Source organism: Ensifer sp. Root423 (genome assembly GCF_001426275.1).
Taxonomy (GTDB): domain Bacteria; phylum Pseudomonadota; class Alphaproteobacteria; order Rhizobiales; family Rhizobiaceae; genus Ensifer; species Ensifer adhaerens.
The window spans coordinates 37,646-62,227 of the sequence record NZ_LMEG01000003.1 but is presented as its reverse complement, the minus strand read 5'-3'; the positions used below and the strand labels follow the sequence as shown (position 1 = coordinate 62,227).

The following is a 24,582-nucleotide window of genomic DNA, read 5'->3' as shown; positions in this document are numbered from 1 at the left end:
ATTCTGTAGCAATTGTCCATCCCCAAGGTCGCCGTTGCATGTCAACGGAGATCATGAAACGTGCTAAAAGAATATTTTATTCAATCGCTTGCTTGGGTTTCTTCATCGCTCGTCCCGGCCGGCGCGGTGGCGCTGGCAGGGCTACTCTCGGCAACCCTGGTCGGATGCCAATCGGTTCCATTGAAGGAGGCGGGGACTTTGACCTCCTATGGCAAGCTCGGTCCGTCGAAAGGCATGGTGGCCAAGAAACGCCTCTACGTTGATGGACAACGTCTGGTCGACGTGAAAACCGTCCGCATCGCGCCAACGACGTTTTCCTTTGCAGCCGCCTCCAAGATCAAGTCCGATGCCGATCGCGATTTGGTTTCGAACGCTCTCGATCGGGCGCTCTGCGTCGCGCTCAGCGACAGGTACCAGATGGTTCCTGCCAATCAGCCTGCTGATCTGACGGTTCGCTCCGTGATCGCCGATATTGTCCCGACAGACAAGGCGCTCGCAGGGGTTTCCACGGCCATCACCATTGGTACGGGGTTCGTCCTGCCCGTCAGCGTGCCGCGATTGCCTGTCGGCCTGGGAGGCTTGGCTGTAGAGGCCGAAGCGGTCGATGCCAGCGGTCTGCAAAGTGCCGCCATGCTTTGGGCGCGTGGTGCAAATTCGATCCTCGACAAGCCCCGTGTTTCGGAAGTCGGCGACGCCTATAGCTTTTCGACGAAATTCGCCGACGCGTTTTCGCAGGTGCTGATTTCCGGCAAGGAGCCGAAGGCATTGGATATCTCGCTGCCGACCCGGCAACGCATGCAGTCCTGGTTGGGTGGCAAACCCAAATATGCCGCATGCGATGCCTTCGGTCGGGCACCGGGCCTCGTCGGCGCGATAGCAGCCAAATACGGCGCGCCGCCTCAATGGACCGACAAGAAACCAAAAGCTGCGGCGCAACAAGCGTTCAACTCTCCTATTGCGCGATAGCTTGCGGTTGGCGATCCTTATTTCACCCCGCCATGGGCAAGCCCGCTCACGAGGTAGCGTTGCATGAACAGCGCGACCAGATAAACCGGCGCGATGCCTGCCAGGGAGGCGGCTGCCATCTGGCCGAAATTCACGAGACGGTCGCCCTGGAAGAGCGAGATGCCCACCGGCAAGGTCCGCGTGGCGTCGGAGAAGGTGAAGGCGGAAGCAAACAGGAACTCGTTGTAGGACAAGACCGTGACGATGATGAAGGTCGCGACGATGCCGGGCGCGATGATCGGCACGACGATCTGCAGCAGCGTGCGAAATGGACCGGCGCCGTCCATCGCCGCTGCCTGTTCGATCTCGATCGGCATCCGGCGCAGGAACGGCATCAGCAGCCAGAAGGCGACCGGCACGTTGGCGAAACCATAAATGAGAATCAGGCCGGCGCGCGTATCGAGCAGTCCGGTTGTCTTCAGCAGAAAAAACAGCGGGATCAGCGCTACGATCGGCGGCGCCATGTAGCTCGACAGCGTCACGTCCGACAGCCATTTGCCACCGATCTTCAGCCGCAGGACGGCATAGGCCGACGGCAGCGCCAGCGCGATGGTGACGAGGCCCGAAACCAGCGACACGATCACGGAATTCAGGATGAAACCGAGGATGTTGGCCGCGTCGAAGGCCGCCGGCCAGTTGGCGAGCGTCGGTATCGTCGGCCAGAAGCGTCCGTTGAGCACGTCGTCCTTCGTTTTGAAGGAAACCGCGATGAGATAGAGGAAAGGCAAGGCAAAGAAGCTGACGACCGGCGCTGTCGCAAGGCCGAGCCACAGATGTCGCGCGGCAGGTCTCACAGCTCTCGCCTTTCGAAGTGCTGGTGCAGCCGTACGACGGGCAAGGTCACAAGCCCGATGACAAGCGCATAGATCATCGTTTCGGCCGCGGCGCGGCCGACGTCGAACTGTTCGATCGCCCGCCGATAGATGGCAAAGCCGGCCGATGTCGTCGCAAAGCCCGGTCCGCCGAAGGTCAGTATGTAGATGAGGTCGAAGAGCTTGAACGACAAAATGAGCTTCAGCAGATAGATCGACGAAAGCGGTGCGGCGACCAGCGGAAGTGTGATGTGCCAGAAGCGCTGCCAGCCATTGGCCCCGTCCACCAGCGCTGCCTCGTGAACGCTGTCGGGTACCGTGGAAAGAGCCGCAAAGCAGAGAATGACGATGAATGGCGTCCATTGCCAGAGGTCGGCGGCGCCGATCGCCAGCCAGGCGAGCGTCGGGTGACCAAGAAAGGAAATCGGCTCGGAGATAAAGCCATAGGTGATCAGGCTACCGTTCAGGAGCCCGCCTGCCGGCGCGAAGATCAGCTTCCAAGCGATGCCGACCATGACCGGCGGGGTCATCAGTGGCAGCAGAACGAGGCTCATCAAAAAGCGGCCGGCCTTCAACAGGGAAGTGAAAAGCAGCGCGATCAGGAAGCCGAGCGCAAGCTGCACCAGCGAGGTGGCAAGTGCATAGGCGACGCTTCTGCCGATGGCCGCGAGGAAGATCGGATCCTGAAGCGCCGTTGCGAAGTGCTTGATGCCGACGAAGCCGCGGAACGGCTTTCCAAGCGTGCTCTTGCTGAAGGCAAGCGCCAGCAGAAAGACAGTCGGGTAGAGCGTCGTGACGATCAGCGCGACGAGGACCGGTGCTATCCAGGCCAACCGTGCGAGACGCGCCCAAAAGGCGTGGGCGCGCGCGGCAACACCCGCCGCGCCGGCGGGTTCCAGCACCTCAACGGCAAAGGTGGTCATGCGGCCTCGGCCAGATCCGGGCGTGTCGGCCCGCTGCCGGCCCGGGTGGCCAGCAACATGTCCTCGATATCGTCGAGGTCGCTGGGCGTGAGCGCAAGGGTTGCGGCATCGATCCAACCGTCGATCTGCAGCGGTTCGCGCGCGCCGATGATGGCACCGGTGACGCCGGGCCAGGAAATCGCCCAGGCCGCAGCGATCGCAGCGACGGTCGTTTCGTGTCGCGCGGCAATCGGCCTCAAGCCTTCGGCAAAGGCCAGGTTGCGGTGAAGCGCTTCGCCCGAAAATTCCTCGTCGCGCGATCGCCAATCGTCGTGCGGAAGGGCCCGGGCGCGCGCCGGCGTAAAGGCGCCGGTGAGCAGGCCTGATTGCAGTGGGCTGTAGGCGATGACGCCGCTGCCATGCGCCTGCACCCACGGCAGGTCTGCTCTGGCGAACTGGCGCTTGATTGCCGAAAAGGGCGGTTGCACCACATCGACGGGCGCCACCGTTGCCGCGCGCTCCAGAAGCGCCCGATCGTGGTTCGAAAGCCCGATGGCCCGTACCTTACCCTCTTTCTTCAACTCCGCAAAAGTCGCCCAGTATTCCTCGACCGGCGTGCCGTCATTGGCAGGCCAGTGCACCTGGTAGACGTCGATGACATCAACGCCGAGCCGCTTCAGGGAAGCCTCCAGCTCGCGGCGAATGGATTGGGCATTGCCGATGCGGGCGGGAAGGGCGTTGCGGTTGTCCGGGTCCCAGATCAGCCCGGCCTTGGTGAAGATCAACGGACGTTGGGAGCGTGGGATGGTCGAAAGCGCCTCGCGCACGATCTGTTCGGAATGGCCGAGGCCATAGACGGGCGCCGTGTCGATCCAGTTGATGCCGCGCTCGACCGCATGACGGATGGCGGCGATCGACCGGGTATCGTCCTGACTTCCCCATCCCCAGCCCCAATCGGGGCCACCGATGGCCCAGGCGCCGAAGCCAACGGGCGTGATGTCGAAATCGGTTCGGCCGAGCCTGCGTTTCGGCAAGGATCTTGCGCTCATGGTCTTTTGCCTCGTTTCAAAAAAAGTGGCGGGGCGGCGCCGGGAGGAAGCGCCACCCCGCAAGCAATCAGCCGTTGGTCTCGATGATTTCGGTCCAGGCCTGGTGGGCATCGGCGATCGCCTGTTCCGCGCTTTTGGTGCCGGCGAGCGCCAGGGCCAGTTCGTCGGTCAGCGCATTTTCGAGTTTTGGCGCATAGACGGCGGTCGGCCAGGCAAGGCTGTTTTCCAATGCGCCATCATCGAGCAGCGGTTGCACCAGCGGCTGGAAGTCCCTGAAATTCTTAGATTTCAAGCCAGACTGGCGGTCCGGGTCGATACCCGAGCCGGTGAGCGCCAGAAGCTCCTGGTGGTAGTCCTTGCCGGTCGCAAGCTTGATCAGATCCCAGGCGACGTCCTTGTTTTTCGATCCGCTGGTGATCGCAAAACCGAAGCCGGCATTGAAGGCGAGGCGGGGTGTTTTGTTGCTGCCGCCGACGGGAATGCGCGTCACCCCCCACTTGTCGACGATCTTCGAGCCCTTGGGGTCCTGTGCATAGCCGCCGAGATCGGTCCAGAAGTCGATCTGTGCAGCCTTGCCGTTGAGAAACGCGGGCAGCCCTTCTTCGAAGCGGGTTTCAAGTGGGGTCGGCAGCGCATGGGGAGCCGACGCAAGCAGCGACTTCAGGGCTTCGACGGCCTCGGTGCTGTCGAGCGCCGAGGTGCCGTCCGCCTTCAAGAAGTTGCCGCCGAAGCCGGTGAGCCGGTTGGCATAGGTGGAAAGAATGATGACCGGGATCTTCGCGCCCAGAACCGCAGCACCATAGATGCCGTTCTTCTTTTCCGCCTCGGTGATCACCCTGGCGTTCTCGTTGTATTCGTCCCAGGTTGCCGGCGCCTTCAGGCCGTAGCGATCAAACAGCTCGCGGTTATAGAACAACAGATGGCTGTCGCCGTCATAGGGCAAGCCATAGCGACGGCCGTCATGCAGCGTGTACTGGTCGTAGATGGTCTGGATGAAGTCTTCCGGCTGGATCTCGGCCTTGTCGCGCTCGATGAGATCGGTCACGTCCTCGATCACGCCATCTTCGGCGAGCTGGCCCTTGTAGGTATAGAAATAGTCGATGACGTCGAACTGGTTGGCGCCCGACTGCACGTCCAGCGTCGCCTTGACGCTGACCTGGTCGTAGGGCACCGCCGTGACGTTGACCTTGGCTCCGGTCAGCCTTTCGAAATCCTCGGCAATTTTCTTGCCCGTGACGACATGCGGCTGGATGATCAGGAGATTGACCGTGCGGCCGGCATATTTGTTGCCGGACGCAAGGGCGGTCGAGGAGGCAAGTGGCGCGATGAAGGGCAGGGCGCCGGCAGCCGCGAGCGATTTCAGCACGCTGCGGCGGCGATAGGCCTGGCCGAAAATGGAACTGGACATGAGATCCTCCGTCGAAATCTGGGCTGGCCAGCGTTGTCATTCGTTGCAGGCGGAACGGGTCCGGCGCACGTGTTGTTGCCAGCATCAAGCGTGAGAATCCTGGGCTCATACACATATAGTCTATGTATTTTATGTAGTATTACGGAATGATTTTGCTTCTCTCTCCCCCCGGCCGGAGTAGGAATTTCCTCAAGCGATTGTTTCTGATCCGCCGGAGCCGGGACGAAAGCCGTCCCGGTCCATCCGGTTGTGCACAGATGGTGAGTGCGATCCGCTCGATATATGTCCGATGATCAGTCAGCCTTGCCAGTGGCCGCACGTTGGGCTTTCAATCCGAGCAGAATTCCGAGGGACGGCAGGATGCCCGCTACGAGCAGGTTGGTGCCGAGATCGAACTGATCGACAATGCGACCGCCGGCAAAGGATCCGGCGGCAATGGCGATATTAAAGATTGCGACGAACAGCGCCGTTGCGACTTCGATGTCGGAGGGTGCCGACTTCATCATCCAGGTTTGCAATGAGACCGAGACGCCGCCATAGGCGATGCCCCACAAGATGAGGACGACCGCACCGCCAAGAGCGGAGTTTCCGAAGAGAGCAAAGCCGAAGAGGACAGCAGCAAGGGCACCGGCAATGCACAGCAAGGTCGCGCCGGTACGCCTAGCGGCGACAGGGCCAGCAACAAAGTTTCCGCCAATACCAGCGGCTCCATAGGCAAACAGCATGAGCCCGACCCATTGTGTGCCGATGCCCGAAACAAATTCCAGAAGCGGACGTATGAAGGTGTAGGCCATGAAATGCCCCGCAACGAACAGGAACGTGATCGCCAAACCAAGCTGGATCCGGCGGTTCAAGAGCTGATGGCCAAACTGGCTGAGCCGGACGGACTGGTGGACGGGCAGCGCAGGCAACGCACAGAGATTGACCACAAGCACGATCGCACAAAAGACCGCCATCGCGGCAAACGCGAAGCTCCAGCCCGCCGCGTCACCGATCATGGCTCCGACCGGAACGCCAAGAACCGACGCTGCTGCAACGCCGCCGAAAATGATCGCCGTTGCGACACCGATCGATCGGCCCGGAACCAGCCGTAGCGCAAGGCCTCCGGCAACGGCCCAGATGCCGCCCATGCAAAGGCCGACAATGATACGCGCCGCCAGGAGCAAACCGATCGTACTGGCCAGCGCCGAAATGATGTTTGCAACAACCAGCAGCAAGAGAAGGGTGGTCAGGATGCGCCGCCTTCTGTCGATCCTGCCGGCCAAGAGTACCACGGTGGGCGCAAAGAGCGCGGCAAGCAACGCCGGCAGCGAGAGCGTCAAACCGGCGGTCCCCATCGACGTTTGAAGGTCGTCTGCGATCGGCGTCATTAACCCAACGGGCAGCATCTCCGTCGTCACGACGCAAAAGGTCGACAGGCCGGCGGCATAGACCGGTAGCCAATTCTCCCGGTCAGGGCCTCCCTTCCTTTGGAGTCCGTCGGTTTCTCCTGGAGTTTCATCTAATTGCCTCTTTCATTCTGGGGCGAGGCACGTTGTGGCGCCCAGCTAATCCTTCATGTCCCGTTGCCGGGACGTTGCGAGGCATTCTTTACTGTTTCCGATATTCAGATAAACTTCGGCCTTATGGAAACAAAAGGGACGAATCGTCCCCAATAGGATCTTGCGATGCTGGACCATCTCGGCGATGTGCGCGCCTTTGTTCGTGTCGCCGATGACCAGAGCTTCACCCTGGCGGCGGAACGGCTCGGCCTCTCCCGTTCCGCGGTCGGGAAATGTGTCGCACGTCTTGAAGACAATATGGCAACGCGGCTGATCCATAGAACAACGCGTAGCGTCAGCCTCACCGAGGAGGGCCAGCTCTTCTACGAGCATGCGATCAGGATCCTGTCAGAAGTGGACGACGCGGAGTTCGCCTTGGCACAACGGCACCAGGCCCCAAGAGGGCGCCTTCGCATCGATGTGCCGATCGCCCTCGGTAGGCTGCACATTCTGCCCGTTCTCCAGCGCTTCCTGAACCGTTGGCCCGAGGTGGAAGCGGAGGTTTCGTTTTCGGATGAGTATCGCGACATCGTCGGCGACGGCATCGACGTTGCCGTTCGTATCGGCGGGCCCACCGACAGTCGCCTCGTGCGGCGGGTCCTGGCCTCTCATCGGCTCATAACCTGCGCTGCGCCGGAGTATTTAAAGCGGCGCGGAACGCCGCGCACCATCGACGAACTGACGCGCCACGACAGGATCGGGTTCAAGCACGCAGGCGGACCGGTACCGTGGCATTACAGGGTCGGCGGCGGAGACCGGGACGTCGGTGTTCAGGGAAACTTGCGTCTCGGAAACACCGAGGCCATTCGCGACGCTTGCCTCGCCGGAACGGGCCTTGCGCAACTCGGCGCCTTCCTGGTGGGCCGCGACATCAAGGAAGGCAGGCTTGTCCCCCTGCTCGAAGAATTCGAACGCGACGAGCCGCCTGTTTGCGTCGTCTATCCGACACGAAAGCACGTTTCTCCAAAGGTCCGCCTTTTTATTGAGGCCATCCGAGCGGAATGGGCGGCCGGTGCGCCCTGGGCGTAGCCCGGCGCGCCCTCATGCCTTCGGCTGTGCTACTCGCAACTTGTGGGGCGCGATCACGCGCACTACCTGTGAGGCGTGAAGAGCGGCGGCCGCAACGGCATGTCCTTGAGGTGATGATGAAACTGCCCCCGCAAGCTGGAGCCCCGCCTGCGAGCAATCCCGACGTGTTCGACGCATCCTGCTCGGCTCGGCATGCGCTCGAACTGATATCGACGAAATGGGCGATCCTCATCATGTCGGCGCTCGCGGCGGGCCCGATGCGCAATGGCGCGTTGCTGCGCAAGATCGAGGGCATTTCGCAAAAGATGCTGACCCAGACGTTGAAGGACCTCGAGCGCAACGGGTTGGTGCAGCGTCACGATCACCAGACGAACCCGCCCCATGTCGAGTACAGTCTGAGCTCAGTCGGCCTGTCTCTCAGCGAAACGCTCATCAGCCTCGACCGATGGGCGGAGCGGAACTTTCCGGAGCTTGATTACTTCAGGGAGCAATACGATGCGGCCGCGAGCGAGGCAAAGGCGGCCAGGCGGCGGAAGGTCCGCCTGGCCTAGCCGAAAGATATTGCGCGCACGCAAGACGGCTCACGCCCAGACGCGACCTGATCGCGGCGTGTCGATCTGGTAGTCGGAGGTGTGAGCGCTGAAGAAGTTCCGACCGAACACGCGTGCCCGTCCGATCGGGTCACTCGGATCGCGGCAAATATCTGTGCGTGCGTTGCCATGGCCATGAACGACGCCGACGAAGGTCGAACGCGTATAGCGGCTGAATTCCTGGAACTGATGCTGCGGGCTGGACGAAACGGTGGGGTAGGTCTCTTCTGAGCTGAGGACGAGGCCGATCCGTTTTCCAGTCATCTGCGCGACAACGGACGCCGATTGTGGATGCGACGCGGCCACGTAGCAGAACATTCGATCGAAGAACGCCTTCAACTGCGCAGAGACGCCATACCAATAGATCGGGCTTGCGGCGACAAAACCGTCAGCGGGAAGGTAGGAGCCAAAGAACGCCCGCCGGAAACCGTCGTCGATCGCGCATTCGCCATCCGGCATACGACATTGGCGACAGTCTCTAAGCAGCGCCGACAGGACGTCGTCGACATGAACGGTCTCGACCTCGTGGCCCGCCTCAAGCAAACCATCGGCCACCGCTTTCGCCATCGTCGTGGAGTTTCCATCGCGCCGCGGGCTGGAGCAGAGAACCATTGCCTTCATCGATATCTTCCTCAAGCAGCGGACAACCTGGAAAGGGAAACTTCAGGGCTTGGCTGCAGGCCTATCGGGCGCAGAGGCCACCTACAAGTACGCACCTTGGGGTGCCTATGTTGCGGGTGCTTTCGCTCTTTCGCTATTCGGTTCGGGCCGCGACGGCCAGTTCGGCACATGCCGGGTAGAGGCGCTTGCTGGTGACAAGGGATCGCGGCCGTGGCCTTGGGCCCACGTGGCAAATCGACCGGAGCAGGCTGCAACAGCGCGCGCAGTCGTGTCGGCAGAGCGTCTTTTCAGTTCAGCAGGTCTACAGCCGTTTGGGCATGGGTGTTGTCCGGCGGTCAAGGTGTTGGTGGAGAGCACGCTCGAGATCCCGAATGATGGCTCGTCACGAGAGCCGCTGCTGCACAGGTCGGGATCGCAAGGGGATCCGGACCGTTTGCATGCCATGACCCTACGGCTGTGGAGGGATGCCGTGCCGATGGCCAATACTTGGCGAAGCGGCTTTCTGATCGAGTTGCGGCCCGCAATGCAGCTGACACCGGAGGTTTATTCTTGACCGATGCATAGCTGGATGGCTATGTATCGTGCTTAGCCATTTGGTATGGGGCTCCGCGCCCATCACGGTGGATCCGACCCTGAACGAACTGACGGAACAGTCGAGGTCCGGGATGTCTGAGAAGAAAGTCGGAAAGAACGCACCGAAAGCCGCTTCCCTTGCGCCACGCTCAAAGATCGGACGCAAGACGCCGCCGACAAAATCGGCCGATGGCGTCGTCCTTCTAACCGGCGGCAATCCGCAGATCGCAAAGGGCTACGGAAATGCGCCGGTGCAGCAGTACATAGCTGCGATGCCGGGGTGGAAAAGCGATCTAGGCAAGCGGCTGGACCGGCTGGTAGTCAAGACCGTTCCCGGCGTCGAAAAAGCGGTCAAGTGGAACTCTCCCTTTTATGGCGTGGAAAAGGATGTCTGGTTCCTCAGTTTTCATTGCATGACGAAATACGTGAAGGTCGCTTTCTTCCGCGGGGCGCAATTCAGCCCCTTACCTCCCGGCACGTCAAAACAGCCGGATGTTCGTTATCTCGACATCTATGAGACGGACGAACTCGACGAGGCGCAGTTCATGGATTGGGTCAAGCAGGCCAGCGAACTGCCGGGCGAGAAGATGTAAAAGCGTCGCCGCAGATCCTTCGCCGCCGGGAATGGCCGGGCCAACGGATGTCAGCGGCCACGGCGGTGTACGGCCGCGGCCTTGCCTCCCCACAACCTGCTTCTCAATCGGCATTGCCCACCATGAGTATCTTCATGACGGCGGCCATTGCCGGGTCGGTGCCAGCGGCATAGTCGGCAAAGCTCGTGGAGCGCGCGCAGTCTGGCTGAAGGGGACCTGCCGGGACGTCGTAGACGTAATTCAGCAGGAAACAGGTCCTGATCTCCGACAGGCTGCAACCGTGTTCCCAGTCGTGATAGGCCGTCGAGTAACGGATGGTGATCTTCGAGTTCGGCAGAACCGTGCGGCCGCCTTCGCCCCAAAACTGCAGCCGGTCTCCTATCGGCTCGCCGACAAGTACCGTGCGCGGGCCGCCGAAGTACTTCAGTCGCGCCGCCGTGCTGATCGCGGCCGAAAACGTGTTCGCGCTGGTCAGCACAAACAGCCGTCCCTCCGGCGGCAGGATGGCGGGGAGCCTTCGCGAGAAATCGGCGGTCAGTTCGTAATTGCCGCCATTGTTGAACCGCAGGTCGACGACTGCATTGCGTATCGGTTTTTTCTCAGCCTCGTCCAGCACCTTGACGAGCCCCTGCGACAGGTCCTCCGGCGTCGCATCCCTGATGCGGTTGATCTGGATGTAGAGAAGATCGGGCAAGGGATAGTGGTGCCAGACATTGGCGTCGGGGCGCGTGAGATAGGCCGGTAGCGTGACATCGTCGAGCACGTGCCGCCACCCGGCGCCGCGACCGGTCTGTGACAAGGGACTGAAATCGCGTCGTGGCCAGACATGGGCGTTCAAGGGTTCCGGCGCACCGGGCGTGGCGACAAGAGCGATTTGCGCTGCGCTTCCATCCGCGCGACGGATGAAATAGGCGCTTTCCTGCGGGCTTTCGGCAACGCCGGCGGCATGGAGCAATTCCGGCGAAATCGCGACATTCGGGACGAATTCCTTGGCGAGATTGGCGGGGCCGCCGAAATAGGGCCGAAGCGCATCGACAAAGGCCTCCGTCGCTCTTCCATTTACCTCAAGGATCTCTCCGCCCAAAAGGTGCGATTGCTCGCCTGTCGTGGCGATCACAAACAGGCCGTCGGCAAACCAGCCAAGCCGGATGGGAACCGCATTGAAGCTGTGGCCGCCGACGAGGCCGACCACGCTGGTGTGCCCATTGTCGGCGAGCGCGACCGCTTTTGCAGCCGCGATCGCCAGACCGGCGCGGTCGAGATCACCGGCCCGTTGTTCGATCACTTCGAGGGCGGCGGCAAACGCGGCCTGGGCGGTCGGCGAGAAGCTGCGGTCGACCTCGATCAGGCGCCGCAGATGGGCAAGGTCCTGCCTGTTGCGCTCCAGTTGCGAGGTCGCGGCCGGAAAGTCGCTTCGGGGATAGCTCTTCAGCGTCGGATAGAGAATAGCCGCAAGCGGCGCGACCAGCAGGAAAAGCAAGGCGGCAAGCGCGATCGATGCAATCCGAACGCCGCGCCGCCGCCAAAACCTCTTGCCTCTCGGCGCCGGACCTTCCTTGCCGATTTGAGTCTCGTTTCCCATCGATTGACGGCCCCCAACAGCGCCCCTCTTCAAGGCGCGATCCATCCACAAATTCGGCGCTCCAGCCAGGGCCGGCGATATTCCTTCAGCATCGCGCCCGAGCCCTGTTCCGGCCCGCAGCAATGACGGAGGTCGGACGATCGGCAAGACAAGACGTAGGAACGGCAGCACGACTATTCCATGCTCGCCGCCGGGGAAAATCAGAAGGCCGGTTCGGTCCCGTATTCGTCGTGGCGCCGGTTCCAAACGTAGGGTTCGGTCTGTGGCCATCCCGCGGGAGACACTTCCCATGTTTCCTGGCGACCGTAGGGCGTCAGGTCCAGATACGTCCACATGCTGCCGAGATACTCCACGCCACGCGCACCGTTGAAATAGGTGCGGTAGATATCGTCGCCGTCCCTGAGGAAAACGCTGACGCCATGACGCTCGCTGGTCCTGGTCGGGTCATCCGGGTCGGCGACCGTGGCCCCCATGTCGTGGTTGAAGTCGCTCGCCATGGACGAGTACCAGACCGGGTGCTGCCACTGCATCCGGGCCTGATATTTCTGCAGCTTCTCGAGCGGCGCGCGCGAGATCAGCACGATGGACGTATCGCGTGCGTTGAGATGCGCCGGGTGGGTCATCGCGTCCACGACCCAGGAACAGCCGTCGCAGCCCGCCTTCCATCCGGGCGCGAACATGAAGTGATAGACGATCAGTTGCCGCCGACCATCGAAGAGGTCGGCAAGGCTTAAAGTGCCCGTGGGGCCTTCGAACGAATAGTCCTTGTCGATCCTGACCATCGGCAAGCGCCGTCGCTCGGCGCTCAAGTCATCGCGTGCGCGGGTGAGGGCTTTCTCCCTGGCAATCTGTTGTTCGATTGCGGCTTGCCACTCATCCATTGAAACGATCTTAGGCAACATTCTCAATGATCTCCCTTTTTGGGCAACTTGCGTGGGGGCATCGTTGCAACGCTGAACTCCGGTCGGCGACGTCCAGCCAACCGGCTCGGTTCGATTGCTCCCGAAAAGCTCTCAATCCGATCTTACCGGCGCGGTCTCCGTCGCATCTGGCTGCAATATGTTGTAAAACCATAACATGTCAAGCAAGCGGGAAGAAGTCTCGGTTTTCTGGGCATTGGCCCCAGCATCTGAAGGTGCTGGAAGAGGCCGACCTGATCATCGTCAGCCGGGCAGGACGCGAGCGCTGGAACTATCTCAATGCGCTGCCGATCAAGCGCATTCACGGCCGCTGGATCAGTGAACATGCCGCCCACCCGGTGACCATTCTCGACAGACTGAAACCCGGCATGCCCGAAGTGCGTGCGGCCCTTCGTTCGGGCCTGCGCTATGCCGCCGAAGAGATCATGGCGCGCGACAAATACCAGCAGAAACTGACGCCGGCAAAGGTCGCGCTCGAGCTCGGTATTTCCGTGCGCCAGCTGCATGTCCTGTTCGAACACGCGGAATTGACCTTCGCTCGCACGCTGGCATCGATGCGGACTTCGCAGGCGCGGCGGCTTCTCGTCGAGCGGCCCGCCTTGCCCGTCACCGAGGTCGCCTATGCCTGCGGATTCGATAGTCTTGCAAGGTTTTACCGACTTTTCACGGGCGCTTACGGGATGGCGCCGGGCGAATTCCGGGCGGCAGGCTCGCTCCATTAGTCCCGGGCGGATGCCTGCCTTGACGTAAGGCCGGCCTCGGCGTCGGATCAATCCGGTTGCCAAAAAGCCATAATTGCTTCACCTAGATCCCTCTTCGACACTCGGCATTAAGAATTGGGTCAACGCTGAATGCGCATTTCATACGTCTTCCTTGGTGCATTTCTTGCAATCGCGCCGTCCGCCTATGCCGACGTTGCCTCGCCTCCTGTTCTGGAGCCGCTGAAGCAGCAGGCACAGGCCGCACAGTTGAGCGCAAAATTTCTGACGCGCTACAGCTACAAGCCCGTTCCGCTAGATGACGCCTTGTCGGCCAAGATCATGGACAGCTTCATCGAGTCCCTCGATCCGGATCGTGGGCTCTTCCTGCAGGCCGACATCGACAGTTTCAAACCTGACCGCAACGAGATCGACGACGCCATCAAGAAGAAGGACCTGAAGATCCCGTTTGCGATCTTCAACGTCTATGGAAAGCGTGTCGTCGACCGCATGAACTACGCGCGCGAACTGCTGAAGCAGGACTTCGATTTCACGAAGCAGGAGGATTATTCCCTGTCGCGCGAGAAGGCGCCCTGGCCGCAGTCGGAAGCCGAGAGCAACGAGCTGTGGCGCAAGCGTGTGAAAAGCGACTGGCTACGCTTGAAGCTCAGTGGCAAGACTGATGCGGCCATTCGCGAAACGCTCGACAAGCGCTATGCAAACGCGCTCGAGCGTGCCTCCAAGTACAAGAGTGACGACGTCTTCCAGTCGTTCATGAACGCCTACACGACGTCGGTCGATCCGCACACGGATTACTTTGGCGCCCGGGCTTCGGCCGACTTCGATATCGCCATGAAGCTCTCGCTGGTTGGAATCGGCGCGGTGCTGCAGGAGCGCGACGACTACACGACGATCCGCGAGCTCGTGCCTGGTGGGCCGGCGCAGCTGTCCGGCAAGCTTGCGGTCGGAGACCGCATCACCGGCGTTGGGCAGGGTCACGACGGCCCGATAAAGGAAGTGGTCGGCACGCGCATCGATGAAGTCGTGCAGTTGATCCGCGGGAAGAAGGGGTCGGTCGTGCGCCTCGACGTTCTGCCGGCCGATGCGGGAGCAGACGCCGCCCATCGCATCGTCACCCTCGTGCGCGACAAGATCAGCCTCGAAAAGCAGGCGGCGCAGAAGAGCGTTCTGTCTGTGAAGGCGGGCGATACCACCCGCAAGATCGGGGTGATCACTCTTCCGGCCTTCTATGAGGATTTCGAAGCCCGGCGCAAAAGAGAGCAGGATTATCGCAGCGCGAGCCGCGACGTCGCAAAGCTTCTCGAAGAGCTGAAGCAGGAACAGGTCGACAGCGTTCTGATCGACGTTCGCAACAATGGCGGCGGTTCGCTGGACCAGGCGATTGCCCTGACCGGCCTGTTCATCGGCTCTGGACCGGTCGTTCAGCAACGCAGTGGCGACGGCAAGGTCGTGGTGACAAGCTCGGAGTTTCCTGAGCCTCTCTGGTCAGGACCCGTCGGTGTTTTGATCAATCGCGGCTCGGCTTCGGCCTCTGAGATTTTTGCTGCGGCCATCCAGGACTACGGCCGCGGTGTCGTCATCGGCGAGCCCAGCTTCGGCAAGGGCACGGTTCAAACCGTCGTCGACCTCGACCAGATGGTCCGCAACAGCAAGCCTGCGTTTGGCGAACTCAAGGTGACGATCGCCCAGTTCTTCCGGGTCAATGGCGGCACTACGCAGCTGCACGGCGTAACGCCCGATATCAGTCTGCCGGGGCTTTCCGACCCGACGCGCTTTGGCGAAACGAGCTATGATAACGCCCTGCCGTGGTCAGAGATCAAGCCTGCGGATTATATGCCGGCCGATACCGTCACGGCGCTGCTGCCGGCACTGCAGGACCGCCATAATGCGCGCATTGCAAGCGACCCCGATTTCCAGCGCCTCCTCGAAGACATCGCCGACATCAAGGCGCAACGCGAAAAAGGCGTTGTCTCCCTCAACGAAGCCGAACGTCGCAAGGAAATGAAGGATCGCGAAAATCGTCTTAAGGCTCGAGCTCAGGGAAGCGATGGCGAGGATACCGGTGAGGACGATGGATTGAATGCGGACGAACGCAGCCTGAGTGCCGATATCGCAATGGAAAACGCCCGCAAGAACGCAAAGGACGTTCTCCTTGCTGAGGCGACCGCCATTCTGGCCGATGAGGCGGATTTGCAGGAAGGTGGGTTGAAGGCGGCCACGCAGCCACCGGCAAGTGCCACCAGAAAGTAGTCTGCTCGGCCGATGCGCGGGTACTTGAGGAAAGGTCGACAAAGCACTCTTTTGTCGACCTTTTTTGTTTCCCGCGCTCAGCGCAGACGTACAAGCCTATAAAATATCGTTGGCGTCGCTGAGCTGCGAGTAAATGGAGTATGCGCTCAGGAACAGAATGCTGAATACGATTATCGCGCTAAAAAACATAAAAAGGTACATCAATGTGCTCCGAGTAAAATCACCGTACATCCTTGTCCTATTGTTCTTTTGCAGGAACATTACGCTGCAAGAGACCTGATTTTTCCCGGATATTGAATTCAAATGGTAGTCAGCGCGTTTGAGCTGAATTCGTAATGTTTTCACAAGGTGCAGGACCCCAATCGGCGCTCGTCTTTGACAACGAGGGTTCTGGGCGAATGACATGCAATGAGAAGACGAACAGCCATAGAAGGGGCGTGGCAGGGGGTCGGGGAATCGCAAGAATAGTGCCGATCATGCTCACTCTTGGGGGATGTACGACCGTTCCCTTGAAGGAAGCAGGAACGCTTACCTCCTACAGCAACCTCAGTGCTCCGAAGGGGAAGTTCGAGAAGAAGAGAGTCTATTTCAGCAAGGATGGCCTGAAGGACGTCAAAACGGTGAGCATCGCGCCGACGTCTCTGGCCCCGCCTGCTCTGCAGCGTGTCGAGAAGCAGAAGGACCGCCTGCTGGTAACGAACGCGATTGACCGCGCGATCTGCATCACCATGAGCGAAAAATATCGGATCGTCCCGTTCGGTACGCCCGCAGATCTGACGGTCCGAACGGTTGTTACGGACATTGTCCCGACCGAGCCGTCCGTCGCTGGTGCCGCCAAGGCGATTTCCATCGGCAGTTCGCTTGCCTTGCCGGTCGGCATACCACGACTGCCCTTCGGGCTCGGCGGGCTGGCCGTCGAAGCGGAGGCCGTCGATCGAACCGGCAAACAAACGGCGGCGATCGTTTGGTCGAAGGGCGCGAACTCGTTTACGAGTGAAGCGCGCGTTTCGCAGGTTGGTGACGCCTATGACCTGGCCGCGGCTTTCGGCAAGGATTTCTCAAGAATGGTCGTCGCCGGCAAAGAACCTGGAGATTTCGATCTGTACTTGCCGTCCGTTTATGACATTCGCACGTCGCTTGGTGGGAAACCCGGTTCTGCGATCTGTGAGGACTTCGGGCGTGCGCCGGGTGTGGTCGGCATGATCGGCGCCTCCATCGGAGCGCCGCCGTCCTGGACGGACAGGGGAGGCAAGCTCGCCGTCGCGGCAACCGGAACAGCCGTTTCTGCCAAAAAAACAATCCCTTCCATTGGCAGCCGCTGAGGCGGACTACGCTTGTGTCTCGTAACATTGTCGCAAGGTGGCAATGGGATCCAGGTATCGACAAAACGAGAAATAAACCGAGGTCATTTTATGCGTCTTTTCATTGCAGCGGGCCTGCTGATCGTGCTGGCGGGATGCGAAACCGTAGAATACAGAAACCGTTGTGCCGAGTACGGATTCGTGCCGGGAACCGATGCTTATGCTAATTGCGTACAACGTCTTGATATGTCCGATGAACGCCGTAGAGGACGCGATTACGATCCTCCCGTGTATTCTTACGAGTAATTCCGCAGGGATGACGGATGTTTTAGCGAGGGCTGTTTCGATTAGGATGATTGCGACCGGACTTACGTCGTGTTGTTTAGAATCCTCTTTTGTTTCCTTCATGAATATTCGCATCTTCAAAACTCAATTCTAGTCGACACTGGCAGGCAACATGCGAATTCTGATCGTAGAAGATGATCGTGAGCTGGCGTCTTCGCTCAAGACCATGCTGGAAGCCGCGATCGGCGTTGCGGATGTATTCGAAACGCTTGCGGATGCCGAGGCGGCACTGCTTGCCTTCAAGTTCGATCTCGTGGTCATCGACCGCAACCTACCTGATGGTGACGGCCTGTCGCTGCTGCCGACGCTGCGGCAACTCCGCCCGAGGCCGGCAACGCTCGTTCTGACGGCACTGGACGATCCGACCGATATCGTGTCTGCGCTCGACAAGGGCGCAGACGAATATGTCGGCAAACCATTCGAGCCCATGGAGCTTATTGCACGGGCGCGCGCGGTTCTTCGTCGCTACAGCCTGGACGAGACCGGCTGCACGCAATTCGGCAATCTATCGTTTGATCTCATCAATCGATCCGCCATGATCGGTGAGAACGCGCTGAGCGTTCCGAGACGCGAACTCGCCGTTCTGGAAGCGTTGATCCGGCGGGCAGGGCGCGTCGTGCAGCGCGACAATCTTGAAGCTGCCGTCTATAATATCGACGAGGAGATCGAGTCCAACGTGCTCGATTCCCATGTCTCGCGGCTACGCAAGCGTCTTCGCGAGGGCAATTGCAGCGCAACGATCCGGACCATTCGCGGCATCGGCTACATGCTGGTGCAAGAGTAATGAGGCGTCCGAATTCAATCGCGTTTCCGGTGGCCATTGTGCTCATCTTGGGCATGGCGCTGATGATGGTGATCAGCACCGTCCTCACCGTCGCGGTGTTCCTGTTGACGGATGGGCAGAGCAGGAAAAAAATCGCAGTCGAAAGTGTCGTCGAACTTCTCCAGGATGGTGTGAGCTACGATCACACCGGCAAGTTTGTGCTCGAGGTCGAAGGCGTAATTGCGGAAAAGATTATCAGGCTTTCCGAAGAGCAGTCCGAATTCTGGTACTTTGTCAGTGACGGAACCCAAACCATCATACACGGCGCCGTGCCGGCATCGGTTCAAGACATCATCGATACGACCTCTCCCCAGGTATTTTCCTCTGAGTTTTCTTACATGGCGGGCCAGCAGCAATTTCTCGGGCTCCGAAAACTGAACGCGGAGGATCCACCCAAACTCGTTGTGGTCGGCGGAGTGACATTTTCGAATGCTGAAACGCTGCTCGTGGTCCTGCGCGAAATTTGGCCGCAGGGGCTTTACCATCTTCTGGGTATTGTTCTTGTTGCCACGGCCACGATCGCTGTCGTTGCGGTCAAGCGCACGATCGCAACCCCTGTAAAAAGGGTTGTCGATTCAGCCGAGCAGATCGACGGGCTTCCCAATGGTCGCCGGATATCGGATCGCGACACTCCGATAGAACTGAAGCCGATGGTTGCCGCGTTCAACACGGCGCTCGGTTGTATCGACAACGCGTTCGAAGCGCAGCGAAACTTTCTTGCCAACGCATCCCACGAATTGCGGACGCCGCTGACCAAATTGCGGTTGAAGCTCGACCTTGTTCAGGACCCGGACGTGCGGGAGGTCCTTGTTCGCGACACGGCGCGGCTTGCATCAATCGTCACGACATCGTTGCAGTTGGCGCGTTTGTCAGGCCAGGCGCTGACCTTCACCATGGTAGATCTCGCAGCCATCGCGCGAGCGGCCATTGCCGAGCATGTGCCATCCGTGATGAAGCAGGGCATGGACATCGAGTTCAAAGCAGAGGGGCGGGTCATTGTCCCCGGTTCCGAACCGGCCATTCGCCTGGCCCTGGACAACTTGATCATCAATGCGATGCGACACGCACGCGGAACGGAAGTGCTTGTAGTCGAGGTTCTGCAAGCCCGGATCGTGCGGGTCAGCGATGAGGGCCCAGGAATCCCCGCCGCGGAGCGCGAGAAAATGCTGAGGCCGTTTGTGCGGGGCAATACCAGCGCCAGTGAGGGAACAGGCATGGGACTGGCCATCGTTGCCCAGATTATGACGGCACACAACGGCTCCGTGGCGCTCGGAGAAGCAGCGAACGGCGGTTTGGTCGTCGATCTGGCGTTTCCGAAAACTGCGAAGGAATCCGCGTTTTCGTGATAGCCGCGCCATTGTTCCTTGAAGCCGCTCGCGCACAATCTCTTCGGCTCGCTCACTCCGCCAAATATTCGCGCAACAGCAGGCGTGCACGGTGCAGCCGCGCTTTCACTGCCTGTCGCGAAAGATCGAGAGCCGCGGCGATCTCGTCGATCGTCATCTCCTGGAGGTCGCGCATCAGAGCCACGTCGCGATAGTGCGGCGGCAGAGCCTCGAAGGCCGCTGCCAGATCAAGCCGCAACACATGTTCGGGCCGCTGCACCAGACTTGTTTCAAGTGCGTCCTCGTCTACGGCGGCGATCATGCCGCTGCGTCGGGCGAGCCTCAGGCACTCCCGCCGCACCACGCTGAACAACCAGTTCGACAGGGTCGCGAGTGCCCGGATCGCGCCGACATGGCGCGACAGAAGCCAAAGCGTTTCTTGTGTCGCATCGTCGACATCGGCGGTCCGGCAGGTTGCTCGGGCATATCGGCGAATATCCGGCTGCGTCCGCTCGAGCAGCCGGACGATCGCATTGCGATCGCCGTGGCGGGCGGCTTCGAAAGTTTCAGTCGTCACCGCCTTTGTGTTCATGGCTTAGTCCGATCATGGATCCCGGCAACGGCGCAGGCCGGGCAATAGCCGATGAGGCCGGTGAGGACGAAGGTGAGGGCCGATACGCCCACCAAGAGGGCGATCCACCCGCTCAGGAAACTGTATGCCAGCACAGCCGCGCCAACCCCAAGGCCAATCCGCACGATCTGCTGCCCCTTACCTATATTCTTGCGAAAAAATGCCATGCAACACCTCCGGTGCAAACCGAGACCCATCGTCTCCGTCATAAGAGGCGCGGAACCCGGAAAAGGATTCGCGACGGCACGACTTTTTTCGTGACGGCGGATCCATCGATACCAAATTCGGGCGCTGTACTTCTGCCATGGCGCCGGCCAAGTGCTGTTCGGCCGTTGGCCGTCCCTTGACGCCGTCCGCCGAGCGTCTCCGTGCCCTCGATCCGGATTATCTCGCTTGCGGGCCATCCGGGTTCCCAACGGAGATTCCTGTTCGATGAAACGAATACTGGTGACCCTGGTTGCAATGATTGCGCCGATTGCCATGGCTGAGGCTCATGCCGAGCCGCTTTCAAGTGCCTTGGCGAAGGCCTACCGCAACAACCCGACGCTCAATGCAGCGCGGGCCGGAGCGCGCGCGAGCGCGTACGACATCGACATCGCACGGTCGGCGATGCATCCGAAAATCACCTGGCGCAGCGGGATCGGGTACAATTCCAGTGCGGCGACCAACCGCGGCACGTTTGGTATCGTTCTCGATCAGACCCTCTTCGACGGCCTGCAGACGACCAACAATGTCGAGGTCAATAAGGCGCGACAGCGCGCCGCCGAGGAAAACACCCGCAACACCGAGCAGAACATCCTGTTCGAGGCGACCGAGGCATATATGGACGTGGTGCTGACGCGCCGCATCGTCGCGCTACGCAAACAGGATCTGGATTTCCTCAAGGAACTCACGCGATCCGAGATCGCCCGCCACCAAGCAGGCGAACGGACCCGAACAAACATCGCTCAGGCCGAGGCGCGCCGCGCTGCGGCGCAGGCGGAACTGAGCCTCGCCCATGCCGAAGCCAAGCGTGCCCAGGCGACCTACAGGCAGGTCATCGGCGACGAACCGGGCAATCTAACCGGTGGAAAAGTTCCCGTGAAAATGCTGCCCGCCAACATCGATAAGGCGCTGGCGATTGCCGCCAAGCAGCATCCCGCTCTTCTGGCGAAACGGCACCTCGCCGAAGGCGCCATGTTCAATGTTGCCGTCAGCGAGGGAAAGTTCCTGCCGACCGTGAAGGGGGCGATCGGGATTGGCAGAGGTGAGCGCGTGAGCGCGATCGACGCAATGGCGTTCGACGGATCGGCGACGGAGCAAAAGGCGGGCATCGAGCTCAAGGTACCCATCTATCAGGGAGGAAAGGCGGCGGCCGAGGTACGGCGCTCGAAGGAGGACCTCGGGAAATCGAACTTCACCGTCGACGTTCAGCACGCCGAAGTTCAGGCGAAGGCAGCCTCTGCCTGGGCGCAATACCAGGGAGCGCTCGCAACCGCGTCCGCCAACCGGGCCGCCGTCAAGGCGGCAAAAATGGCCAAGGACGGCATGATGGCAGAACAAGCGATCGGCCAGCGCACGCTACTCAACGTTCTGGAAGCCCAGGCCGACGTGGTGAAGGCGCAGGTGAAGCTCGCCACCGCTGAGCGGGAGACCGTCGTCGGAGGCTACCGCATCCTGTCGGCCATCGGCAGGCTCGGGGCCAAGGACCTGGGCCTCGTGGCCCGACGGGCGGATACCGAGACACGATGAGCGGACAAGCTCCCTAATGTTGCGCCGTGGCCCTCGCCGCGGTGGATTGCGACATGTTGCGTCTGAGGGGAAATCGGCCACCTATCCAAATGTCTCGATGCCTTCCGTCAGGTCGTACCAGGTATGTCGGCGCGAGGCCCAGAAGACGGCGGCGGGCGGCGGGAAGTCCGGGTCGGCAAAGCAGCCCGCGGAGATCATCACCGCGTCCGTCAGCGCCTCCGCCTCCATGTAGACCAGCGTTCCGCATGTCGGGCAGAAGGTCTGGTCCACCCAGCGGCCGGCGTCGCTGCCGCGTCGCCACACCCGGCGTTCCCCTTCGATGCCGATGACGGACGCTCTGGAAAATCGGGCGCGATAGCCGAAGCCCGATCCCGTTGCGCGTTGGCATTCCAGACAGGCGCAGGCGTAGACACGGGCAGGGGGTCCGTTCACGGTAATCTTCAGGCCACCGCAGGCACAGCTTGCCGTTCTCTTGCAGGCACGTTCTAGCGCCTGCGGCCGTCCATTGTCTTGCAGGCGATCGCTCGTGGTCATGGCACCGACCTGGCCAGGGCCGCGCGTTCACTCGGCAGATAACTTGAAGCAAACGCGCCAGGCTTCAGAAATATCCGGGCGCGCGCGGGGCCAACGCGCCCGCCGCCGGCAACACCTATATTGGTCATGAACGACAACTCCGATTGAAAGCTGCCGTCTAATAGGAGCGGCTTTCGGAGCCTGTAAATTACGCACTTTAAAGTAAGCGGTAACTCGAAAGTAGGGAGCGGGGCGCGTGAAACGGTTGCAGCAGGACGATTGTGGCTTCGCATCGGCGCTGAACGCGATCGGCGGCAAATGGAAGACCCTGATATTGTGGGAGGTCAACATCGAACCGCGTCGCTTCGGCGAGTTGCGACGTCTTCTGCCGGGGATCAGCGAAAAGGTCCTGGCACAACAACTTCGCGAAATGGAAGCCGATCGTCTGGTTCGCCGCGAGGTTTTTCCGGGCGCCGTTCAAAGGGTCGAGTATTCGGTGACGGAGTTCGGCAAGACCCTGAACGAGGCGGTCACGGTCCTGTCGACGTGGGGCAAGGAACATCAGGCAAGGCTTGCCGCGAAGGGCGAAGGATATGGCGCCGATCCCGGCCGAAACTGAAACTGCAGCCCTTGGGTGATGAGGAATGGCTGGCATTCGCTCCAGGAGTGATGGCGCAGCGAGACGGGGTGTTCAGCCGTATGCGGCGGCCGGATATGTTTTGGCCGCCGCCGCAATCCTAATGTGAGCCTGGGTACTGGAAGCCTCAGGCCTTTATGTCGGACAAGCTACGAGTCGTAATGCTCGGGCATTTCCTTGAGTTGATCCTTGGTCCACGTCGTCACGGCGTGGACGTCGCCGTCTTCGTCACGCATGAAATCGAGATCGGCAAGCGGCACGGCAACGGGTTTTGCTCCGATGCCCAGAAACCCGCCGACGTCGATGACGACGGTGCTCGCTGTGCCGACGCCGTGGACGTGGTCGACCGTGCCGACCTTATCGTCGTCCGCTCCGTAAACCGTTGCCCCTTCCAAAATCGCCGGTGTCAGTTCCGTGGCTGCAAGGCGTACGTGACCAGTGTGATCCATCTTCGTTGCTCCTTTGACTTGATAGTGGGAGAACCGACTCGAGCGCAAACGGTTCCATCACCGTGTCACAGGCTGAAGCACGGGCGGTCGTTTTCAGAAGGGCTGCGAATGTCGCGTCATCGCCGTGCCGGCGGGGGGCCAACGGAGTTGCGGATGACGAGGTCAGGCCGCAGCAGGATTTCGGTTTCGGAGGGCGCGCGGTCTGAAAGCAACTCCAAAAGCAGCGCCATCGCGTGTTTGCCGATGGCGGTTCGAGGCTGGCGGATGGTCGTCAGCGAAGGCGTCATGAAACTCGCCTGCGGGACATCATCGAAGCCGGTGACGGAAAAATCGTCAGGGATGTCGTAGCCGCGGGCGCGCAGGCCAAGCGTCACGCCGAGCGCGGTCTGGTCGTTGACGCACATGAAGGCGGTCGGCAGGTCGTCACGCATGAAGAGTTGTTCGAGCGCCAGCCTGCCGCTTTCCACCGTGCCGTCGCCTTCCATGATCAGACGGCGATTGATGGCAATATCGGCCGCTGCAAGCCCCGCTTCATATCCCTGTCGCCGGCGACCATAGGCAAGGCGGGTGTTGGAATCGCCGATGAAGGCGATGCGCCGGTGCCCTTCGGAAATCAGGAGATCGACGACTTTGCGAGCGCCCTCGACGTCATCGACCCCGACATAGGGGATGCCGCCGTTAAAGACCGGCTCGAAAACGCCGACGGTCGGCGGCAGCCGCGCCGTTAGCGTCTGATGGCCGAAGGGAAGGATGCCCGTAAACAGGATCATGCCCGCCGCCTGGTTGGAATTGAAGAACTTCAAATATTCCAGGCCACGCTGGGCGTCGTTCTGCGTATGGCCGATCAGGACGCCGTAACCATGCGCGCGCGCTTCGTTTTCGAGACCCACCAGAATGCTGGAAAAGTTCGGATCACCGATATCCGGTGCGACAACGAGGATCATGTTCGACCGCCCGAGCCGCAGGCTGCGCGCCATCGCATTGGGCGTGTAGCCGGTAATCGCGATCGCCTGGTTTACCTTGAGGCGCGTCGATTTGGCTACCTTTTCCGGCATGTGAATGGCCCGCGATACGGTCGCGATCGACACTTCGGCGATCCGTGCGACGTCTTCAATGGTTGCGGGCTGGGAATTGGACACACTTGGCCTCGGGATTTGCTGCGAGGACGTTACACAGGTTCGCCCGACGGTCAAACGAAGAAGCCAAAAAAATTGTCGAGCAATCACGATGTAA

Annotated in this window: 24 protein-coding genes; 11 read left to right on the top strand and 13 right to left on the bottom strand. The window is 60.8% G+C overall.

Annotated features, from left to right (window positions below; genetic code table 11):
* The first annotated feature begins 78 nt into the window (after positions 1-78).
* Complete coding sequence (locus ASD01_RS06185; RefSeq protein ID WP_060643688.1) at positions 79-966, top strand: DUF3313 domain-containing protein; 888 nt, start codon at positions 79-81, stop codon at positions 964-966.
* A 17-nt stretch (positions 967-983) separates the two neighbouring features.
* Here ASD01_RS06185 and ASD01_RS06180 read toward each other — a convergent pair whose 3' ends face one another.
* The 5 genes from ASD01_RS06180 to ASD01_RS06160 form a co-directional block, all read right to left on the bottom strand.
* Positions 984-1,799, bottom strand: coding sequence for a carbohydrate ABC transporter permease (locus tag ASD01_RS06180; RefSeq protein ID WP_060643670.1), 816 nt, complete (start codon positions 1,797-1,799; stop codon positions 984-986).
* Positions 1,796-2,740 carry a carbohydrate ABC transporter permease gene (locus ASD01_RS06175; protein ID WP_060643669.1) on the bottom strand — a complete coding sequence of 315 codons (945 nt, stop codon included), beginning with the start codon at positions 2,738-2,740 and terminating at the stop codon, positions 1,796-1,798. The genes ASD01_RS06180 and ASD01_RS06175 overlap by 4 nt, the downstream gene beginning before the upstream one ends.
* Entirely contained in the window at positions 2,737-3,768 is a 1,032-nt protein-coding gene (locus ASD01_RS06170; protein WP_060643668.1) for an aldo/keto reductase, read from the bottom strand. Before ASD01_RS06170 ends, ASD01_RS06175 begins: the two co-directional genes overlap by 4 nt.
* A gap of 67 nt (positions 3,769-3,835) precedes the next feature.
* Positions 3,836-5,176 (bottom strand): ABC transporter substrate-binding protein, encoded by a 1,341-nt coding sequence (locus ASD01_RS06165; protein WP_034798115.1) that lies wholly within the window; start codon positions 5,174-5,176, stop codon positions 3,836-3,838.
* 293 nt (positions 5,177-5,469) lie between these two features.
* On the bottom strand, positions 5,470-6,546 hold the full coding sequence (locus ASD01_RS06160; RefSeq protein WP_244495198.1) for an MFS transporter: 1,077 nt from the start codon (positions 6,544-6,546) through the stop codon (positions 5,470-5,472).
* A gap of 297 nt (positions 6,547-6,843) precedes the next feature.
* Here ASD01_RS06160 and ASD01_RS06155 point away from each other — a divergent pair, with 297 nt between their 5' ends.
* Positions 6,844-7,746: a LysR family transcriptional regulator gene (locus tag ASD01_RS06155; RefSeq protein WP_060643667.1), complete on the top strand. Its 903-nt coding sequence runs from the start codon at positions 6,844-6,846 to the stop codon at positions 7,744-7,746.
* Between the two features lie 164 nt (positions 7,747-7,910).
* The gene (locus ASD01_RS06150) at positions 7,911-8,297 is read left to right on the top strand and encodes a winged helix-turn-helix transcriptional regulator (RefSeq protein ID WP_244495197.1); all 387 of its coding nucleotides are present in this window, start codon (positions 7,911-7,913) and stop codon (positions 8,295-8,297) included.
* A 30-nt stretch (positions 8,298-8,327) separates the two neighbouring features.
* Here the strand turns inward: ASD01_RS06150 and ASD01_RS06145 are convergent, their stop codons facing one another.
* Entirely contained in the window at positions 8,328-8,957 is a 630-nt protein-coding gene (locus ASD01_RS06145) for a flavodoxin family protein (protein WP_060643666.1), read from the bottom strand.
* Between the two features lie 665 nt (positions 8,958-9,622).
* Here ASD01_RS06145 and ASD01_RS06140 point away from each other — a divergent pair.
* Entirely contained in the window at positions 9,623-10,123 is a 501-nt protein-coding gene (locus tag ASD01_RS06140) for a DUF1801 domain-containing protein (protein WP_060643687.1), read from the top strand.
* A 103-nt stretch (positions 10,124-10,226) separates the two neighbouring features.
* On the opposite strand, the gene ASD01_RS06135 is transcribed toward ASD01_RS06140, so the two are convergent.
* Positions 10,227-11,705, bottom strand: a complete 1,479-nt coding sequence (locus ASD01_RS06135) for a S41 family peptidase (RefSeq protein ID WP_060643665.1) — start codon at positions 11,703-11,705, stop codon at positions 10,227-10,229.
* Between the two features lie 200 nt (positions 11,706-11,905).
* On the bottom strand, positions 11,906-12,607 hold the full coding sequence (locus ASD01_RS06130) for a DUF899 domain-containing protein (protein WP_034798126.1): 702 nt from the start codon (positions 12,605-12,607) through the stop codon (positions 11,906-11,908).
* Between the two features lie 233 nt (positions 12,608-12,840).
* On the opposite strand from ASD01_RS06130, the gene ASD01_RS06125 reads away from it, so the two are divergent.
* The 5 genes from ASD01_RS06125 (at position 12,841) to ASD01_RS06100 (ending at position 19,409) form a co-directional block, all read left to right on the top strand.
* A complete protein-coding gene (locus ASD01_RS06125; protein ID WP_060643664.1) occupies positions 12,841-13,347 on the top strand; it encodes a helix-turn-helix transcriptional regulator in 507 nt (168 codons plus the stop codon).
* A 129-nt stretch (positions 13,348-13,476) separates the two neighbouring features.
* Positions 13,477-15,594, top strand: a complete 2,118-nt coding sequence (locus ASD01_RS06120; RefSeq protein ID WP_034798128.1) for a carboxy terminal-processing peptidase — start codon at positions 13,477-13,479, stop codon at positions 15,592-15,594.
* A gap of 476 nt (positions 15,595-16,070) precedes the next feature.
* Complete coding sequence (locus ASD01_RS06115; RefSeq protein WP_234852831.1) at positions 16,071-16,916, top strand: DUF3313 domain-containing protein; 846 nt, start codon at positions 16,071-16,073, stop codon at positions 16,914-16,916.
* 436 nt (positions 16,917-17,352) lie between these two features.
* Positions 17,353-18,024, top strand: coding sequence for a response regulator transcription factor (locus ASD01_RS06105; RefSeq protein WP_060530510.1), 672 nt, complete (start codon positions 17,353-17,355; stop codon positions 18,022-18,024).
* Positions 18,024-19,409, top strand: coding sequence for a sensor histidine kinase (locus ASD01_RS06100; RefSeq protein WP_060643661.1), 1,386 nt, complete (start codon positions 18,024-18,026; stop codon positions 19,407-19,409). The genes ASD01_RS06105 and ASD01_RS06100 overlap by 1 nt, the downstream gene beginning before the upstream one ends.
* A gap of 52 nt (positions 19,410-19,461) precedes the next feature.
* Here ASD01_RS06100 and ASD01_RS06095 read toward each other — a convergent pair whose 3' ends face one another.
* Positions 19,462-19,980, bottom strand: coding sequence for an RNA polymerase sigma factor (locus tag ASD01_RS06095; protein WP_060643660.1), 519 nt, complete (start codon positions 19,978-19,980; stop codon positions 19,462-19,464).
* A complete protein-coding gene (locus ASD01_RS06090; protein WP_060581405.1) occupies positions 19,977-20,186 on the bottom strand; it encodes a YgaP family membrane protein in 210 nt (69 codons plus the stop codon). Before ASD01_RS06090 ends, ASD01_RS06095 begins: the two co-directional genes overlap by 4 nt.
* Before the next feature lie 265 nt (positions 20,187-20,451).
* Between ASD01_RS06090 and ASD01_RS06085 the strand changes: the two genes are divergently transcribed.
* Positions 20,452-21,750, top strand: a complete 1,299-nt coding sequence (locus ASD01_RS06085) for a TolC family outer membrane protein (RefSeq protein ID WP_082584569.1) — start codon at positions 20,452-20,454, stop codon at positions 21,748-21,750.
* A gap of 81 nt (positions 21,751-21,831) precedes the next feature.
* On the opposite strand, the gene ASD01_RS06080 is transcribed toward ASD01_RS06085, so the two are convergent.
* Complete coding sequence (locus ASD01_RS06080) at positions 21,832-22,266, bottom strand: GFA family protein (RefSeq protein ID WP_060520317.1); 435 nt, start codon at positions 22,264-22,266, stop codon at positions 21,832-21,834.
* A gap of 253 nt (positions 22,267-22,519) precedes the next feature.
* On the opposite strand from ASD01_RS06080, the gene ASD01_RS06075 reads away from it, so the two are divergent.
* Positions 22,520-22,882 carry a winged helix-turn-helix transcriptional regulator gene (locus tag ASD01_RS06075; RefSeq protein ID WP_060643658.1) on the top strand — a complete coding sequence of 121 codons (363 nt, stop codon included), beginning with the start codon at positions 22,520-22,522 and terminating at the stop codon, positions 22,880-22,882.
* Between the two features lie 167 nt (positions 22,883-23,049).
* Here the strand turns inward: ASD01_RS06075 and ASD01_RS06070 are convergent, their stop codons facing one another.
* Positions 23,050-23,349: a PRC-barrel domain-containing protein gene (locus ASD01_RS06070; RefSeq protein WP_034798138.1), complete on the bottom strand. Its 300-nt coding sequence runs from the start codon at positions 23,347-23,349 to the stop codon at positions 23,050-23,052.
* Between the two features lie 116 nt (positions 23,350-23,465).
* Positions 23,466-24,488, bottom strand: coding sequence for a LacI family DNA-binding transcriptional regulator (locus tag ASD01_RS06065; protein ID WP_060530505.1), 1,023 nt, complete (start codon positions 24,486-24,488; stop codon positions 23,466-23,468).
* Between the last annotated feature and the right edge of the window lie 94 nt (positions 24,489-24,582).